The sequence below is a fragment of the Cohnella phaseoli genome (assembly GCF_003386235.1).
Taxonomy (GTDB): Bacteria; Bacillota; Bacilli; order Paenibacillales; family Paenibacillaceae; genus Cohnella; species Cohnella phaseoli.
In genome coordinates this window covers 145,176-162,420 of sequence record NZ_QRDZ01000013.1, presented here as the reverse complement: position 1 = coordinate 162,420, position 17,245 = coordinate 145,176, and the positions used below count along the sequence as shown (strand labels likewise).

Annotated in this window: 14 protein-coding genes, 1 pseudogene and 1 riboswitch; of the genes and pseudogenes, 13 read left to right on the top strand and 2 right to left on the bottom strand. The window is 41.8% G+C overall.

Annotation, left to right across the window (positions count from 1 at the left end):
* Positions 1–123: 123 nt before the first annotated feature.
* From DFP98_RS17525 to DFP98_RS17495, 5 genes and pseudogenes are all read left to right on the top strand, one after another.
* Positions 124–942 (top strand): ATP-dependent DNA ligase, encoded by an 819-nt coding sequence (locus DFP98_RS17525; RefSeq protein WP_220377127.1) that lies wholly within the window; start codon positions 124–126, stop codon positions 940–942.
* Positions 943–2,215: 1,273 nt separating this feature from the next.
* Complete coding sequence (locus DFP98_RS17520) at positions 2,216–4,747, top strand: UvrD-helicase domain-containing protein (RefSeq protein ID WP_181917752.1); 2,532 nt, start codon at positions 2,216–2,218, stop codon at positions 4,745–4,747.
* Between the two features lie 136 nt (positions 4,748–4,883).
* Complete coding sequence (locus DFP98_RS17515) at positions 4,884–5,969, top strand: HNH endonuclease (RefSeq protein ID WP_116061896.1); 1,086 nt, start codon at positions 4,884–4,886, stop codon at positions 5,967–5,969.
* A 2,611-nt stretch (positions 5,970–8,580) separates the two neighbouring features.
* Positions 8,581–8,877: pseudogene (locus DFP98_RS17500) on the top strand (DUF302 domain-containing protein).
* Between the two features lie 160 nt (positions 8,878–9,037).
* Positions 9,038–9,170, top strand: a riboswitch (cyclic di-AMP (ydaO/yuaA leader).
* A 3-nt stretch (positions 9,171–9,173) separates the two neighbouring features.
* The gene (locus tag DFP98_RS17495) at positions 9,174–9,680 is read left to right on the top strand and encodes a C40 family peptidase (protein WP_116061893.1); all 507 of its coding nucleotides are present in this window, start codon (positions 9,174–9,176) and stop codon (positions 9,678–9,680) included.
* A 65-nt stretch (positions 9,681–9,745) separates the two neighbouring features.
* On the opposite strand, the gene DFP98_RS40385 is transcribed toward DFP98_RS17495, so the two are convergent.
* Entirely contained in the window at positions 9,746–10,048 is a 303-nt protein-coding gene (locus tag DFP98_RS40385) for a four-helix bundle copper-binding protein (RefSeq protein WP_484014902.1), read from the bottom strand.
* Between the two features lie 162 nt (positions 10,049–10,210).
* Between DFP98_RS40385 and DFP98_RS17490 the strand changes: the two genes are divergently transcribed.
* The 4 genes from DFP98_RS17490 (at position 10,211) to DFP98_RS17475 (ending at position 13,146) form a co-directional block, all read left to right on the top strand.
* Positions 10,211–10,837, top strand: coding sequence for a TVP38/TMEM64 family protein (locus tag DFP98_RS17490; RefSeq protein WP_116061892.1), 627 nt, complete (start codon positions 10,211–10,213; stop codon positions 10,835–10,837).
* A gap of 91 nt (positions 10,838–10,928) precedes the next feature.
* Positions 10,929–11,264 (top strand): four-helix bundle copper-binding protein, encoded by a 336-nt coding sequence (locus DFP98_RS17485; protein ID WP_116061891.1) that lies wholly within the window; start codon positions 10,929–10,931, stop codon positions 11,262–11,264.
* A gap of 77 nt (positions 11,265–11,341) precedes the next feature.
* Entirely contained in the window at positions 11,342–12,037 is a 696-nt protein-coding gene (locus DFP98_RS17480; protein WP_116061969.1) for a response regulator transcription factor, read from the top strand.
* Positions 12,034–13,146 (top strand): sensor histidine kinase, encoded by a 1,113-nt coding sequence (locus tag DFP98_RS17475; RefSeq protein WP_116061890.1) that lies wholly within the window; start codon positions 12,034–12,036, stop codon positions 13,144–13,146. Before DFP98_RS17480 ends, DFP98_RS17475 begins: the two co-directional genes overlap by 4 nt.
* A gap of 61 nt (positions 13,147–13,207) precedes the next feature.
* Here the strand turns inward: DFP98_RS17475 and DFP98_RS17470 are convergent, their stop codons facing one another.
* A complete protein-coding gene (locus DFP98_RS17470) occupies positions 13,208–14,818 on the bottom strand; it encodes a multicopper oxidase family protein (protein WP_116061889.1) in 1,611 nt (536 codons plus the stop codon).
* A 176-nt stretch (positions 14,819–14,994) separates the two neighbouring features.
* Between DFP98_RS17470 and DFP98_RS39140 the strand changes: the two genes are divergently transcribed.
* The 4 genes from DFP98_RS39140 to DFP98_RS17455 all read left to right on the top strand — a co-directional run bounded on the left by DFP98_RS39140 (position 14,995) and on the right by DFP98_RS17455 (position 17,226).
* The gene (locus DFP98_RS39140) at positions 14,995–15,135 is read left to right on the top strand and encodes a hypothetical protein (RefSeq protein ID WP_181917751.1); all 141 of its coding nucleotides are present in this window, start codon (positions 14,995–14,997) and stop codon (positions 15,133–15,135) included.
* A gap of 66 nt (positions 15,136–15,201) precedes the next feature.
* The gene (locus tag DFP98_RS17465) at positions 15,202–15,609 is read left to right on the top strand and encodes a BlaI/MecI/CopY family transcriptional regulator (protein WP_220377130.1); all 408 of its coding nucleotides are present in this window, start codon (positions 15,202–15,204) and stop codon (positions 15,607–15,609) included.
* Positions 15,606–16,454 (top strand): M56 family metallopeptidase, encoded by an 849-nt coding sequence (locus DFP98_RS17460; RefSeq protein WP_116061887.1) that lies wholly within the window; start codon positions 15,606–15,608, stop codon positions 16,452–16,454. The genes DFP98_RS17465 and DFP98_RS17460 overlap by 4 nt, the downstream gene beginning before the upstream one ends.
* A gap of 55 nt (positions 16,455–16,509) precedes the next feature.
* Entirely contained in the window at positions 16,510–17,226 is a 717-nt protein-coding gene (locus DFP98_RS17455; RefSeq protein ID WP_116061886.1) for a cytochrome c biogenesis CcdA family protein, read from the top strand.
* The last annotated feature ends 19 nt before the right edge of the window (positions 17,227–17,245 follow it).

Genomic DNA, 17,245 nt, shown 5'->3' with positions numbered 1-17,245 from the left:
AATTGTTATCATACCCAGCACCCTCCAAAATACTGATTCTCACGTAAATGTTACTCTTATTTATGGTGATTACTATGTTTTATCCTCCAATGTTAATGCAATATGCAAAAGACAATGTGCCATTTGAAGACAAGAATTTTAGGACACAACTCAAATTGGATGGAATCCGGCTACTTTGTATCTAACGGAAATAAAATAAAATTGTACAGTAAAAATCAAGATGTAACCAACCGTTTTCCGGAACTTCATAATCCACCGATAAGTAAAGGTACAATAATCGATTCTGAGCTAATTTCTACAGATGAAAGAGGGCACCCTGATTTCGAAGCATGTCTTGCTAGATTTAATTCTCTGAAAGACAAGAATAAAATCCATGTTTGTGCATTCGATATTTTATTTTACCGCGGTGATAATGTAATGCACTTACCACTTGATCGACGGTTAGAACTATTGGAGAAAGAGTTAAGGGATACAGAGTATTACTCAAAAGCACGATCTTTTGAAGGGAGCGCCATCCAATTATTTGAAATCGTGAAGTCATTTGGACTAGAAGGAATTGTCTTAAAACGGGCCGATAGTAGATACTTAAGTAGCAGAAGTCCTTGTGAGCCAGGAACTAAAGGAAAACGCAGTTGGAATTGGCAAAAAGTCATTAATTACAGCATTACTCATGACATCCTCATTACGGGATTTTCAAAGCGGGATTACCGGTGGCTAATTGGCAAGGTAGAACGGGGAATTATTCGTCCACTTGGAACGATTGAACTTGGAGTTACAGTCAAAGCTCGTAAAATGGTTTGGCCAAAACTTCAGAACTCAATAATAAAAGAGAATAAAGACTTCGTGTATGTTGAACCAAGAATTAGTTGTACCATAAAGCACCGGGGATACTATAAATCTGGTCTAATGCGGTTACCGGTTCTTGAAGAGATTTATCTTTAACATATTTACTTAAGGTGAGGTGCTCTTTTACAAAAGGTTTGACTTCGTTGGACTTTGATTATAAAATAAATCTAATTTAATACACCAACAGGAGAAGCACTCCTTTGATTGCCTTTTTGGCTTTCATTGGAGTGCTTTTTTTTTTGGGAATTATATATTAGGAGGATTACTATGCTTTATTATCTTATTTGAAAGTGGACCCGAATGAAGCAAAGTATTGAACACTCAAAGGCGTTAACTATGATGGGGAAGTTCGCACAAACATGAAGATTACATTCGATCAATCTGAGATCCTAGAGTTTACACTTGAGTATCCTGAACTTCTCGGAATGCAAGACACATATCGAGTTGTTGACGTATATCAATGTGACGGGATGGGGGGAATCATATTAGAGTGATTTTTTAGAATCACTGTAGCAGATAAGATAGAGGAGGGGGCAAAACGTAGACTGGGCCAGTTACTTGTAGCAATATACAGTCGCGTTGTGACGATCCATACTCGGAAAGGGTCTAGGAACGCGTATAATGGTTCGCTGGTTAAAGAAGATTCTCCCTCGGTGAGGAGACCCTAGTCCCTTGGTATGATGGTAGGGACTTTGCCGCGACTTCATTCCGGTTGTAGCCGAAGTTGCCAAAAGCATATGACAGCTGATCAGTTTTTAATATCAATGAGCTAGGGATGATCCATCGTAAGCGGAGGATTTTCAACTAGAGGCCGTTAAAGATGGTCCGTCTGCCGAAGTTGCAGAACGGACTTCTATTCTTTTGTAGTAGTAGAGAAGAAGTAATAGAAAAATTCTATCCAAATATTGACTTCTATTATGAACGCGGGGTATGTTTGTTTTATTATACCAAGGGGCGGGGAGGCATTCGTATGATGGCAAATTTGGGGCGAATTAACTCTTAATCAGCAACCGAACCAGGAGGGAGAAGAAAGTACATCCAGTGCCACATTGAAGAACAGCGGAAAGACTTTGTTTTTCCCGAGTTTACAATGTAACAGGGGCGTTGCGTTAGCATCGAATCGATTTGTCGTTCAGCAACCTCTAATAACGCGGCCATCCGATCGGCGTTAGGATGAACTTTGGAGTGCGGAACTGCAGCTAGCAGAACTTCGCCTTCGGCAGCGCGAGGAACGGACTCGACCGATCGTGTCCGGAGGAATCAGGAGTGCGGAGCTGCAGTTGATCGGCCGTCTCCGCTGGCAAGGAAGGTGTAGATAGGTGATAATGCATGTTGACATAGAAGCGAAGCAAGGATGGATAAGAACAGGATGAAGAATGTGATAAATAGTTTCATTGCTACTGTACTCGAATGGTTTAATGAAAAGCGTCGACAAAAGCTAAGAATTATTGAAGAATACCGGGTTCTATTAGAAAAAGCTGAGTATATTTCCGAACGAATTAATAGTTTGAAAATTAATCCGATGTACATAAATCACGATATAAAGACACGATGGAAAGAGGAGACTGTTACACTACAAAGAGAGCTTTTGGAGAAGTTACCAAAGAAATATAAACATACAGAAAAAGAATTATTGTATCTCAGGCTTCTCACATTTAATATTGAAAATTTTGATAATATTTGTGAATCAAACAACGAAACATTTATCGCAAATGAGTTGGTGGAATATGAAAATTTTTTTAATAATATAGAAGGAAGCTCTTTAGATATTCAACAGAGAACTTGCATTGTAAAAGATGAGATCAATAGTCTCGTTATTGCCGGTGCAGGAAGCGGCAAAACAAAAACCATTATTGGAAAAGTGAAATACGTCTTATCTCGTTATCGGATCAGTGCTGATGAAATATTGGTACTTTCTTTTACAACAGCGACTGCAGAAGAAATGAAGGAAAGATTATATAAAGAAACAAATGAAAAGATTGAAGTCAGAACATTCCACAGTTTGGGAAAAGATATCATTTCAAAAGCTAAAGGCAAGGCGATTGCAAAAACAAATATTGAATTGGAAAAAGTAATTAACAATGTAATAGATGACTTTAGCTTGGAACCAAAATTTATGAAGTTGGTTAACGTTTATTTTCTAGAGTATTTTAAGGAGCAAAAAGAAGATTCGGAATTTGAAACCTTAGCCGACTACTATGATTATCTTCGTGATAAAAATATTAAGACATTTAAAAATGAAAGTGTGAAAAGCTTCGAGGAGATGGAGATTGCTAACTTCCTTTATAGGAATAACATCAGCTATATATACGAGGAAAAATATAAATATCCTACCCAAAATATTGACTATGGACCTTATCGTCCAGATTTTTATCTGCCGGACCATGATATATATATTGAGCATTTTGGCATCGATCGAAATGGAAATGTACCTAAATTCTTTTCCGGAAGTAAAGGAGAGACCGCAACAGAAAAATATAATAAAGGAATAATGTGGAAGCGCGAAACCCATAAAGAACGTGGAACAACAATGATTGAAACGTATTCCTATGAGAAAAAAGAAGGAGTACTTTTCGTTAATCTGCAAAAGAGTTTAGAAAACTTAGGAGTACAATTTTTTCCGATGTCAGATCATGAACTGTTTGAAAAGATTAAGTCAAATCACATCTGTAATTTTGTGGGATTCAAAAATCTGATTGGGACATTTTTAAACTATGCTAAAGCAAATGATATTTCCTTTGACGAGATCAGGAAGAAGAACGAGAAACATTTTAATACTTTTCACAGGGCAAGAAATCTGTATTTCATTCAGATAGTTGAACCAATTTTTCTTAAATATGAATCTATGTTAAAGGCCGAAAATGAAATTGATTTTAATGACATGATCAATAAAGCCACAAAAAAAGTTAAAAAAGGCGAGTATAGAAGTCCATATCGATATATTATCGTGGATGAATACCAAGATATCTCATTTGCACGTTTTTCACTTATTAATTCACTAAAAGACCAAACTAATGCTAAATTGTTTTGCGTGGGGGATGATTGGCAGTCCATATATCGATTTACAGGGAGTGCCATTCAGTTATTTTCGAAATTGGAGAAGTATGTTGGTTATACAGAGAAATCATATATTGAAACAACCTACAGGTTTAATAAAAACATTATAAGAATCGGGGAAGATTTTATCACGAAAAATCCTTCTCAATTGCCCAAAAAGCTGAAGCCTAAAGATCCAGATGATAATACCCCGGCCTGCACGATTCTTCCAGGAGACACTAAAGAGGAACTTCAACAACAACTTATTAGTGCCTTAACAAAATTACCTGTTGGTGCGAAAGTTTTATTTTTAGGGCGATATTTAAGGGATTATCAGTCATTTGTTACGGATGAATTGAAGTTTACTCCTGTTAAGAATAAAAGCAACAATGTTGACAGATATACCGTCACATTATCACTTAGGTCAGATTTAAATATTGAGTTTATGACGATTCATAAAAGTAAAGGGCTTGAATCAGAATTTGTGTTTGTTTTAAATAATACGAATTTAAAATTAGGCTTCCCTAGCCAGATCGAGGATGACCCTGTCATGCAATTATTGCATGACAACGAGGAGAATTTTGAGTACGGGGAAGAACGTCGATTATTTTATGTCGCTTTGACGCGAGCCAAAAAGCATATTTACTTAGTCGCTGACACTAAAAATAAATCGTTGTTTTTGAGGGAAATAGAGGCTAGATATAAGCTAGCTACGCATAAAAACGATACAGAATATAAATACTGCCCTGTTTGCAAGAAAGGGATCGTTACACTAAAAATTGGGCAAACGGTGAATGGTAGAAAACGCTCTAATTACTATTCGTGCTCAAATATTAAATACTGTAAGTATTTTATATATGAATAATGGTCGGAAGTATGGATAAGGAGATTCTGAAGAGATGGCTTTAACCCATGCACTTGTTGATGATGAATTGATTGATTACGATCGTTAAGAGGGGTACAGAAGGAAGGGGACGACATACAAATAGAAGGAGCTCAATATGATCGATCATGTTATTCCACCATACCGCAGTTGGGAAGTTTGTTTTTATTGTGGCGGACGTCTACCGGCTAAACATAAAGAGCATATTTTTAATTCAAGCTGGACCGGCAAGCACAAGACGGGTTCCTTGATCTGCGACACATGTAATGCTTCATTCGCCAGCGAAGTAGACAAAGCATTCTTTCCCTATACGAAGTACATAATGAATGTACGGGCCCTTAAAGGCGAGCGGCACAAAGAGGCACCTACAATTAAAACGAAGAAGGAGATTGTTATCCGTCTGGGGGGAAAGCCAGAGTCTCCTCCTTTGATTAACCTTCGAGTTGAGGATGGAAAACTCTACTTCCAAGCAAGTGCTCCTGATAAGCCGACTTTACGAAGGTTCATGAAAGAACAATTGCCTGATATCGAATCCAATATGGGGCGTAGTCTAAGAGATGATGAGCACGAGTTGCTACGTAATTGGGTACGTAAGGCTGAGTTTAGCTCTGAACCTGCAGGTTCGGTGGAACTAAAAGATTCCATCGATCCTCAACTCCAAGTCCGGTCTACACTACACACGATTTTGAAGTGTATGGCCCTTTATGATCCAAATTTCACGAAACACATCTCCCAGGACATACTTAACTTTAGTCGATATGGAACTGGGGAATGGAGTTCCTATGCTGTTCACGCATTTCCACGCTTCGTCGATATTGTAGACGCATTTTCTTCATCCTTCACTGATTTCAATGCTGTTGAAGTTCATTATGTGCCGGCAGTCAAACTAATTGCGGCTAGGCTTGTCATTCTAGGACGATTGAACCGTTGGGTCGTTATATCAAACCAGTATGAAGGGCCTTACCAAATATTGTTCGTAGCGGAGCCATCTCTTAGCGGTATGTTAGATCCCTTACTCATGACGTTTCCTGATACCTTTCCCGCGAATGTTGAAGTCAAACATGCTATGGAACCAGATGACTTTGTAGAGGAACTGGTTCAGGTTTCTCGCATGGCGATGGGACCGATGCTCTATTGGCTCAGCTCTCCCGTAGCACTAGTCAACTTGCGGAGCAACATACCCATGTTACGTCTGCCTACGTAAATGAATTGAGGATGGCGATACTCACTTTTTACTCTGGGGCGGTGAAATTACAGTCCCAAATCACTGGCTCTTTCATTTCCTATCCAGAAGACGACATGGTTCAGGACTTGATGACTCATGGATTTGCTGAGCTCGAAGGTCTGGTCGGAGTGAGTACAGACGATAAAAATGTATCCGAGCTCGTGGCTCGAGCGACCTGGTATGTTTCACATCGCATATCACAGCTAGTCGAGGAAAAGAAATCCATTTCCAATAATGGATGAGCTACAAGAACATGAACGGATTCAAACCCGCGTTTGCGGGTTTTTCATTTTTTTTGTTAGGGGGAGAATGGCAGGAGGTCTCCTGGGTAATACTTAGTCTAAGGGAAGAACGGAATCTAACCTCATTCCAAAAGTCTACGAGCGAAAAGGATGCTGCATTACGAAATGTTTCATGTAATAAAAAAATGCGTTGCAAAGAAATTTATTAAGTAGTCAAAAAACAAAATAAGATTCGTTTCATTAAGTAACAACTGAAGCGGTCGATTTCAGAGAAATAATATCTCACACTTTAGATTGACACGCAATATTAAACCCTAGATGTAGAATGACACAAATGCACCCCCAATAATTTAGCGGACGCATAGGGTTTCGCGAATCATTGGGGGTATATTTGAGTCAATTGATACTGTCACAAAGCTATCCACAAATTCGGAGATTGACAAAATACTGCCCTCAGATTCGGATTTGCTTGAACTGCGACTACATGCAAGGGTTCCGGCGCAGTTTGTAGGGCAACCAGGTATTCGGCCAGTCGGTAGCCGATCCGCGGGCTGACTCAGCTCGCCGCGTTCAGGACTTTCCCGTCGAAATTGAAGGTCGGCATGCCAACGCGGCTGCAGGAGAACCCGGAGTTCGACCGACCACGTGCGGGACTCTTTAGTTTGAGGGATTGTTGTGTCACCTTTGAGGGTAAATTTGTGACATTTGTCAGAGGATAAGAACATACATCGATTAAAAGCGGCGTATATCGCGGCTTTTTTGTTTTAGCAATGTAAGTTCTTGTCCAAAGCGAAGGACAAGAACTTACATCGTTTCTCGACTATGGACAAGAACTTACATTGTTTGTCGCGAACAATCATTGACTGGCCTGGCGGTTTCAATTTAAAGATGATTGGGGAGGCAAAGCCGATGGCTGCGCCAGAAACAGTTCGCGAATTCAGAGTGGAGCGACGTCGAATGGGATCGCCCGCGGCGCTTAGCAGTTGCGGGTACTCTATATTCGCAAGGCTAGTGGTAAAAGCGATTCGTTACAGTCGTGGAAAAGAAGGGGGGCAGGGTTTACTTTGCGCTGGCTGGCGGAATAACCGTTTCGCGGGTTTAGCGAAGGAAAAGAACTTACATCCATTCCCGATCGAAGACAAGAACTTGCATCGATTGTCGCATTACGAACCGTTCGTGCAGAACGAGAACTGAAGGAGTTGAGGAAGTACTACACTGGAAAACGCGAGTTAAACTCACCAGAGACGTGGTCCGGATGGAAAAGGGGGACATTGATTTTCTCTTCGACGCTGTAGCCGTTGGCCGGGACAAGAACTTACATCGTTTCTCGACTATGGACAAGAACCTACATTGTTTGTCGCGAACAATCATTGACTGGCTTGGTGGTTTCAATTTGAAGATGTTTGGGAGGCGAAGCCGATGGCTGCGCCAGAAACAGTTCGCGATTTTAGAGTGGAGCGACGTCGAATGGGGTCGCCCGTGGCGCTTGGCCAGAGGAGTAGATACCTTTATCGATATTCCTTAACAGTTAAATCCTAAAACGTGATCGTATGATTTCTAAAGCGCTCACCAGTCGCAAGAATAAACATACAGCGAAGATCCGCTCTTAAGAACGGGCCTGTTTTCCAAGTCAAGTACCTAGTCGGGGCACTCCTCAGATGATCTCAAAAATCAACTCTCATCATGTTTCAGATCACTGCGTATTTTCAAAGAGGCTTCGCACCATAAGCGTTAGTATCCACGGTTAGACCCGGTTGCACTGAAGCTTTTAGCGCACCTGGTTTCGTGCAAGAAGTTGTGTATTGCTCTTGAGATTGTAGCTTAGGATGAGAAGGACTTTCAAGGCAGAAAAAAAAGAAAATGTGATATGACCCATGCGGAGGCAATCAAAATTTTGATCAAGCCCAATTCGATTTTTATATGTACTTTTTATCCAAACGAAAAAAAGGTTTTATTGCCAATAAAATCTATACACCAACATTAATAACTGATAAAGCCTGTTATGTGAGAATATACCTGTTTTATGCGGGGTTCTTGTTGCCGTCTAAAAATGCACAAATTCACCTGAAATGTTTTTGAATTACACAAACTCATCATCATTAACGAGAGACGAAAAATGTGCCAAATTTCAACGCTTATTAGGCATTCCTTCGAGTATCGTGCTTGCTATCAGAACTCGCCCCACGATTCAGGAGTAATGCTGATAAAAGCTGGAGATAATCCTATTCAACCAAGTTGATTTAAGGAGGTACACATTGAATATGTTCCATTACACGGTCTATTCATCAAAATCCCCAAAGCAGGTCATAACCGATCTCACGAGTAACCTCTAAAACGAAAAATTCGGAGTGCTTTGGAAATTGGATCTGAAGAAGAAACTTGATGAGAAGGGCGTGGATTTCGAAAGAGATTATCACATTCTTGAGGTATGTAACCCAGAAGAAGCAAAGCGTGTAGTAACTGAATCACCACTCGTTGGTTATATTCTTCCCTGTTAAATCGTCATTTACAAAGAAAATGGAAACACATCAATTGGAATGCCCAAGCCTACTGCGTTGATTGATCTTCTCGGTAATGAAAAACTTATGGAAATAGCTGATGATATTGAAAAACGATTAATCAGCTGTGTTGATCAAAGCAAGTAAAACCTAGGTAAGTTCTAAAGGGCATTGGGTGCGAAACAGGCACAATGTCCTTTTAATTTGCCGCTTCGAGTCGTTAATTCCGGAAAATGAATGAATTCTAATCTATTCCATGGAGGGTTTTGGCATGTTTAGCCGAAATACTACAATGTGTATTATTAAAACTATATTTTTGCCGAATTCTCGATTGGAGAAACGGGGGAACCGTTTTGGATGAATTAACCTTGGAAACAAGAGTTATAGGGAGCCTTCAACCGAATCCTCAGCTAACCTCGTAGGCGGCGAAGGGAGCAGCAACTTTGAAGAAGGTTGGTTTAACGTTGTTCAGTTTTGTTCTGTTTTTCGTATTCAGTGGAGGAAGTGTCTTCGCATCGCAGATTGACTTAAGGAAAGCCGTTGACGAAGTCGTGGGGACTCCTTATGAATGGGGAGGTACGACAACAAGCGGTTTTGACTGTTCGGGATTTATCTTGTACATATTCAATCAATATGAGACGAAACTGCCTCGAACATCCAGTGCACAGTCTAAAATCGGGACAAAAGTCGAAAAAAATGACCTCCGTCCAGGCGATCTCGTTTTCTTCAATACCAATGGCAAAGGGGTCTCACATGCCGGAATCTACGTCGGAGACGGAAAGTTCGCTCATTCGTCCAGTAGTAAAGGGGTAAGAATTAGTGAATTGTCGGAAACCTACTATGCGAAAAGATATGTAACTGCACGAAGAGTTGTATCGGGTGAAAACTATGCAGAAATGATTAAAGATGATCACGCAAGCGAAGACGATTCTCAGGTATTAGGCGAGTAATTATAATTTAAATGCAATTTAAGGCAAGAATCGTCCTGTTCCAAGGGGATTCTTGCCTTTCTACTTCAATTTTGCATTGCAAATGCACGACATTCGCTGGCACAGTTCAAACAAGTCTTGCCACACATTTGAGAATCTTGATCATGGTGCCTTAGGCACTCGTTTCCACAATACTCACAAACAAATGCGCAGTATTCACAGATCGAATTCATAAGTACACTGTTTTCCGCTACTAGCTTAGCGCAAAGATCGCATACAGAAGCACAATCGGACAATAATTTGATCTGGTACCTTCTGATCGGCACATCCGAGCGATTCAAAAGCAAATCCCATGTTTTGCAGCACAATGCGGCACAATCTTGGAGCATTCCAATCATGCCTGTTGGCATCGAAATCTGCCCTTGCATGAGCAAGCCTCTCCTTCAATTCAATAATCACCGCTGTGGTATGCTATTCACTGAGTAAATGCCCTGTTCCATATGATGAGAAGATCAAGATTTACGGTCAGAAAGATGAGGTAAGACAAGCAAATGAGAAAGAAGACCATGTTCTTCGGGATATATGCGGGATCGGCGATTGCACTTTTTTCGTTTAGAGAGCCTTTGATTCGTTGGATTGAAATGGAAAACACCTGGTATTTGAATGTGCTGACCGCTCTCATTGCTTTGCTCGTAGCGATTATACCCGTCATACCCTACGGGATTGTCGCGGCGATACTTGGAGCTAAATATGGGTCGTTTTTAGGTGCGGGAATAAACATCGTCGTCTCGGTTGCAGCTGCAATCATTCTTTTTGGATTAGTAAGAGGTACTTTTACCGAAGAAGGGAGGTACAAAATCGCCCATTTGAAAGGTGTTTCTTTCCTAACCAAACTTGCTGAGAGAAAAGCATTTATGTCGATCTTATTCGCTCGTTTGCTCCCCATTGTACCCGCTCAAGCGATAAATGCTTTTGCTGCCATCACAAAGATGCCATGGAAGCCGTATATCTATGCCACTATTCTTGGAAAAATCCCGTTTATTCTCTTGGTAACCCTTATTGGCGACCAATTCTTCAATGAAACAAATTATAAAGAGATTGCCTTCAGTTCAATGGTTTATCTCCTTTTTTTAGGCGTAGTGTATGGCATTTATCGCCTCTATACAAATAAAAAGTAATTTCGGGTTACACCCCAACTGATGAATAAAAAACGGAGGTGAGTGGGGATAACTATCCACGTAGTAACTATACAGCCAGGAGGGATACTCTGTGTCACATGAACAATTTAAACACTGTATTGATGAATGCCTGAGATGCATGCAAGAATGTTACCATTGCTACAATGCATGCTTAAATGAAAATGATGTCGCCATGATGAGGGAGTGCATTCGTCTGGATCAAGAATGCGCAACCCTGTGTTCATTAGCAGCAGAAGCCATGTCGAGAAACAGTCCATTCGTTCAGGAGATTTGCGAACTTTGCGCTAAAGTTTGTGAAGCTTGCGGAAATGAGTGCAAAAAGCATAATGTTGATCATTGTCAAAAATGCGCGCAAGCCTGCTTTTCCTGTGCTGAGGCATGCAGGAATATGACAGTGACTGCATAATCTTGATCGATGAAAATAGAACTTACAATTGCGACGGTAAGTTCTATTTTCATAAAACTTACAGGATTGAGGGTATCATGAAAACCATATTGGTTATTGAAGACGAAACGAAAATTCGCGAAGTCATTACTTCCTACCTAGAGCATGCCGGCTATCGAGTGATTGGCGCTGAGACGGGTGAGAATGGCTATAACTGCATGCAACAGTATCCTGTCGATTTGATCTTGTTAGATTTGATGCTTCCGGACATTCCAGGTGAAGATTTATGCAAACGATTACGGGCTACTCATTCCGTTCCGATCATTATGCTGACAGCTAAATCCTCCAAGTCCCAACAAATTACAGGTTTAGAGCTCGGCGCAGATGATTATATCATTAAACCATTCGATCCGCGGGAATTAATTGTTCGAATACGTACCGTATTGCGTCGTGCTCAAAATGATGGACTTCTTGCCGATCGAATTGAAAGCGCGAACGGGGAATTGAGTATTGACTCGTTAAAACAAGAAGTGCTTTTGAATGGCGAACTTATCAATCTCACTCCTGTCGAAATCAAATTACTGTTCGTTCTAGCGAAGCACCCCAATCGTATTTTTGACCGTGAACAGCTGATCGAGAAAGTACATAGCCTGGATTTTGAAGGTGACGCACGTACCATTGACCAGCATGTCAAAAATATTCGTCAAAAAATAGAAAGGGATCCTAAACACCCAATATACATTCAAACCGTATACGGAAAGGGCTATCGCTTTACGGGGGGACAAATCAAATGACCCGAAGATTATCGTTCCGATTAAGTTTATTATTAATGGCTTGGTCGAGCCTGATTTTAATCATCGCCAGTATTGTCATCGTCAATGCCACACATTACCATTTTCAGTTGTATGGGAAAGAAGCGTCATTGATGAAACCAAGCGACAGCATGTTGAATGCCCACCTAGAACAAGCCATTATACAATCTATCGTGCTCACCGTCATTTTGTCATTGATCATAGCCGCACTAATGAGTATTTATTTAGCCCGACGTATCTCCAAACCGCTTGTTCGAATGAAACAAGCCGCTTTAATGATGTCAGAGGGAGAATTAAGTGTAAGATCCCCATCGAACACCACCCATGATGAAATGGCGGATCTCGGAAACGCATTGAATACTCTTGCCGAGCAACTCCAGAAACAGCAGGAACTTAGGCTTTCCATGACTGAAAACATTGCGCACGAGCTTCGCACCCCATTAACGACCTTGAAAAGTACAATGATCGCGATCAGCGATGGAGTATGGGAACCAACCAAAGAAAGAATTGATTCCTGCCACGACGAAATTAACCGGCTGATCTACCTGGTTAATGATTTAGAGCAACTAAACGAGATTGCTTCTCCGGATTTCACTTTGGAAATGTCCGAATTTGAATTAGCTGAACAATTAAGTAAAATCATTCGTCTAAATGAAGCAGCATTTACGGCAAAGAATGTAGATTTGCGATTGCGTAAAATTTCGAGGATTCACGTCTATTGGGACGAAAACCGGATGACGCAAGTGATCAATAATTTGTTGTCAAACGCGCTGAAGTTTACACCCACGGGCGGAAAAGTTTTTATCGATACTGAAGAAGATCAACAGGGGGTTATCCTAAGTATCCAGGATACGGGGATTGGCATCCCGGAAAAAGACCTCCCCTTTATATTCGAACGATTTTATCGTGTAGATAAATCACGAAGTCGGAAGACAGGGGGAAAGGGGTTAGGGTTAGCCATCGCTAAATCCATTGTAGAGGCGCATGGGGGGCGCATTTGGGCACCTAAACATAATGAAGCCAAAGGGATGACCATCATAATGAAAATTCCTCGAAAGGCCATACTTCACGTGGAGCGAATAGATTCTTAATCCGTTATTCAAAAAATCTCTCCCCGATCAGAAGCAGCATCAGGGAGAGATTTTCGTTTAATTATTCCGGTTTATTGCCGGCATTCGGATTCGCAACAAAGTCTGTATTGTAATCGGTGTATTTCACTTGGGTTACCATTCCCGCCGAAGCATGATGCAAATCATGACAGTGGAACATCCAGTTTCCTTCATTGTCCGCAATGAACGCAATGACGTACTCCTCGCCGGGCTTCACGTTAATTGTGTCTTTGATGATCGGCGAACCTTCAAGCGGCTTGCCGTTCTTGCTTAATACCTGGAAGAAATGCCCGTGCAGATGCATCGGATGGTCATCGGATTTAGATTGGTTAACGAGACGAACTTTAACGGTATCTCCTTTTTTTACTGGAAGCGGTTCGGTTTCCGGAAAGGTTTTGCCGTTGATCGTGTAGACAGTTTCGCCATTTTGGGACTCCGTGTTCAAATTCATCGTATATTCCATTGTATAGGATTGATCCAAGGAAAAGCTTGCTTTGCCGAGTTGACCATAGCTTGCTAAATCCACAGAACTAAGCTTTTCTTTCTCGTTGGCTGTATCAGTCTGTTCGTTCGCTCCTTCGTAGGCGATCCACGCCTTCATCCCTTTAACGGCATTATTTTCGCCATGGTCTTCGATCAACCATTTTCCAGGGTTGTTCGCCTCAAATTCGAGGTCATAACGTTCACCCGGCGCTAGCGTCACAACATTATCTTTCAAAACCCCCGGATTATTGATGGGCTGGCCATCTGTGGCCGTTATTTTGAATTCATGACCATGCAGATGGATTTGATGCGAAAGATATCCGGCGTTCACGAGGCGAACACGAACTTTTTCGACTTCTTTAACGACCAATGGTTTCACCAGGTCTCCGGATTTCCCATTAATCGTATACAAGTCATACATACTCATATCGTGAGCCATGTCCATTTCCATTCCGCCCATGTTCATGTTGGAATCTCCCATGTCCATCCCGCTATGATCCATGTCGGACATATCCATGTCATTGTTTGAAGATGTTCCTTGAGACATATCCATTCCGCTGCTCATCCATTCATCCAGCACGAGCGTGTAGTCACGATCCACTTTCTGCTCTGCAACCCCTTCAACGATGAAGGAACCATAAAGCCCGCGATCCAATTGATTTACGCCGTCTTGATGCGAATGATACCAGTATGTCCCAGGTACTGTGGCTTTGAATTGATACGTGAAGGATTCGCCTGGTTGGACTGCATTCTGCGTGACGCCAGGAATTCCGTCCATGTCATTTGGGACCGGTACGCCATGCCAATGAATGGTTACCGGATCCGGAAGTTCATTTCTCAAATTGATCTTTACCGTTTCCCCTTGCTTGACGCGAAGTTCCGGACCGGGCACAGAGTTATTAAAAGTCCAGACCGGCAAGGTCGTCCCGGGAGCAATCTCTTGATTGCTTGCGACTGCCGTTAAATTAAATTCTTTACCGGTTAACACCTTCCACTCCGCGGTTTGAGCAATCCCCGTTTTAGTATCTGATGTTTGGGACGGCTTTTTTTGCTCGTTCCCCATATTCATTTTCGAATGATCCATTCCACCTATCGCGCTTGAACAACCCGCTAAAGTCAAGGAAATCGCCCCTACGAATCCAGCTGCTTTGAGTTTCCAGTTTATGCTCATCATTTATCCTTCCTTTCAAGAATCATTTGCACAAGTCCATCTTACCTTACAATTATGTAGAAGTTGTGAGGAGGAAGGGGGAGGGGAGAATGACACAGGAATATCACATCTTGGATGTTGACGGACGACTTCTTAGGAACTACAATTCGTAGTACATAACTTTCAAGGAGACATCCATGAGAAAAGAAAGAGCGCTTGGCATCAAACTGATTTTGCTGATTTTTTTAATCGTTCTCGTTGGCATTTTTCTCTGGGGGAATTATAAAGAAAAGACCGACCCCGTTTCAGTATCTTTAGCTGAACAAAGGCACATTTAGGACATGTTGCCGAACTTATGATAAAATGGGGCGGAAAGGAGCGTGCATCGTTTGAAAGTACCTCGGATGAGAATGAACGAAGAAGGATTAAATCGTTTTTTTGGCCCGCTTGAAGCGCAGATTATGCAGATCGTATGGAATCATAAAGAATCCACGATTCGGCAAGTACAGGAATTTTTAGACGAAGAGCTTTCCTATACTGCAGTAATGACAGTCATGAACCGCCTTCATGAAAAAGGTCATCTCAAGAAAAAAACAACGGGAGCCGGAAGGAATCGATTAAGCGTTTTTCAGTCCGTCCAGAGCAAGGAAGAATTCCTTCAAGAACAGACGAAGGCCGTTACAGAAGATCTGGTCCAAGAATATGGCGAATTAGTCGTCAATCATTTATTTGATGCCGTTCAGAAAGCCGACCCCGAATTGTTGAAATTGCTAGAAGAGCGGTTAAACGAATGGAAGCGTGATCCCTCATGAGGATGAGAAACCATCTCGCCTTTGGGTTTTATTTACTCATTAGTGGCTTTGCCTGGACGCAGTTGGCGTTATTTTTGGTGCATGAAACGACGGAGTTCAATCCGGAGTGGGGCGTATTGCAGTATTGTTTGTCTGCCTTGCAGGAGGAAACCCTAATTCATCAGGTTGTACGCATCGGGTTAAACATCCTGATCGCCTATAGCGCATCGAGTTTGATATCGAGCGTCATCCAACAGTTTACATTAGCAAAACACTGGCGAAATCAGATAAAAACTCGATATAATCACGAGCGTACAGCTCAAATGAGACATCAATTTGAAGAAATCGGATCGAAAATAACGGTCATTGATCATGAAGGCATCGTTGCGGTCACCTACGGTTTCATTCAGCCGCGGATCGTGCTCTCTTCAAAAGTATTGGACGATTTTTCAGATCGTGAGATTGCAGCCATCGTATGGCACGAGAACTATCATTGTCGGAACCTCGATCCCTTGCGATCTTTAATTCTTCAAATGATGAAGACGAGCCTGCCTTTCCTGCCCATTCTTCAAAAGTTGGCACATTATATACAGGTATGGATGGAACTGCTCGCCGACCGTTATGTAATCCGCAAGCTCAATAATCCCCATGATCTGGCTTGCGTATTATTGAAATGTTCGCAGCAGGTTCGGGTAGTGCCATTAGGGAGCGTAGGGTTTGCCGACGTCGCCATCAATTATCGGCTTCAACAACTCATCCATCCCAAACAAAAGATTAAGGTACCTGTGCTGAAGTCTATTCCCGTGGTGAACTCGATTTTGATGCTCACCTTACTAGCAGGAATTCTGGTAAGCGGCTGTTCATAAGCCGCTTCTTTTATCGCTTTTCAAACTACTTTATGTAGTAGTAATTGGGGGGTGAATGGAAAACGCAGCTGATCTAACGTTTTGGTTTGTTTTTGGAGTAGGTATCTTGTCTTTTCTTTCGCCGTGCTGTTTGCCGCTTTATCCATCCTACTTGTCTTATTTAACCGGCATTTCTGCAAAAGAATTGCAAGAAGGTAAGAAGAGCATAAGACAAACCGTCATCCCGCATGCCTTATTTTTCATCGTCGGGTTTTCCGTCATCTTTTATTCTTTAGGATTTTCCGCAAGTTTTATCGGCCGCATTTTTGCGGAACGGCAAGAGTTGATTCGCCAATTAGGCGCGATATTGATTGTGATTTCCTGTCTGATGATGTTGGGGATATTTAAACCCAGTTTGCTCCTCAAAGAAAAAAGATGGATTGTTCAGCAGAAAGCCGGGTCACATGTCGGATCGTTCTTTGTAGGCATGACATATGCAGCGGGCTGGACGCCTTGCGTTGGACCGATTCTTGCAGCGGTTCTCGCTTTAGGCGTCACGGAGCCTAGTAAAGCACTTTGGTACACCACGATTTATACGATCGGATTCGCTATACCGTTTATTCTCATGGCTTTTGCCGTCGTCAAAATAAAATGGCTTACGAAGCATGGGGGGCGGTTGATGAAAATCGGCGGAGCGATAACAGTAGTCACGGGTGTTCTCTTGTATACGGATCAACTCAGCTTGATTTCACGAAAATTAATCGGGTTATACGGAGGTTTCATAGGTTTCTAAAAAGGAGGGAGCACCTTGC

What these genes read in the sequence shown, in the direction of transcription:
- DFP98_RS17460 (WP_116061887.1), top strand. Translation starts at nt 15,606, where the DNA reads ATGAGGATGAGAAACCATCTCGCCTTTGGGTTTTATTTACTCATTAGT.
- DFP98_RS17480 (WP_116061969.1), top strand. Translation starts at nt 11,342, where the DNA reads ATGAAAACCATATTGGTTATTGAAGACGAAACGAAAATTCGCGAAGTC.
- DFP98_RS17465 (WP_220377130.1), top strand. Translation starts at nt 15,202, where the DNA reads ATGAGAATGAACGAAGAAGGATTAAATCGTTTTTTTGGCCCGCTTGAA.
- DFP98_RS17475 (WP_116061890.1), top strand. Translation starts at nt 12,034, where the DNA reads ATGACCCGAAGATTATCGTTCCGATTAAGTTTATTATTAATGGCTTGG.
- DFP98_RS17520 (WP_181917752.1), top strand. Translation starts at nt 2,216, where the DNA reads ATGAAGAATGTGATAAATAGTTTCATTGCTACTGTACTCGAATGGTTT.
- DFP98_RS17515 (WP_116061896.1), top strand. Translation starts at nt 4,884, where the DNA reads ATGATCGATCATGTTATTCCACCATACCGCAGTTGGGAAGTTTGTTTT.
- DFP98_RS17470 (WP_116061889.1), bottom strand. Translation starts at nt 14,818, where the DNA reads ATGAGCATAAACTGGAAACTCAAAGCAGCTGGATTCGTAGGGGCGATT.
- DFP98_RS17455 (WP_116061886.1), top strand. Translation starts at nt 16,510, where the DNA reads ATGGAAAACGCAGCTGATCTAACGTTTTGGTTTGTTTTTGGAGTAGGT.
- DFP98_RS17490 (WP_116061892.1), top strand. Translation starts at nt 10,211, where the DNA reads ATGAGAAAGAAGACCATGTTCTTCGGGATATATGCGGGATCGGCGATT.
- DFP98_RS39140 (WP_181917751.1), top strand. Translation starts at nt 14,995, where the DNA reads ATGAGAAAAGAAAGAGCGCTTGGCATCAAACTGATTTTGCTGATTTTT.
- DFP98_RS40385 (WP_484014902.1), bottom strand. Translation starts at nt 10,048, where the DNA reads ATGCTCCAAGATTGTGCCGCATTGTGCTGCAAAACATGGGATTTGCTT.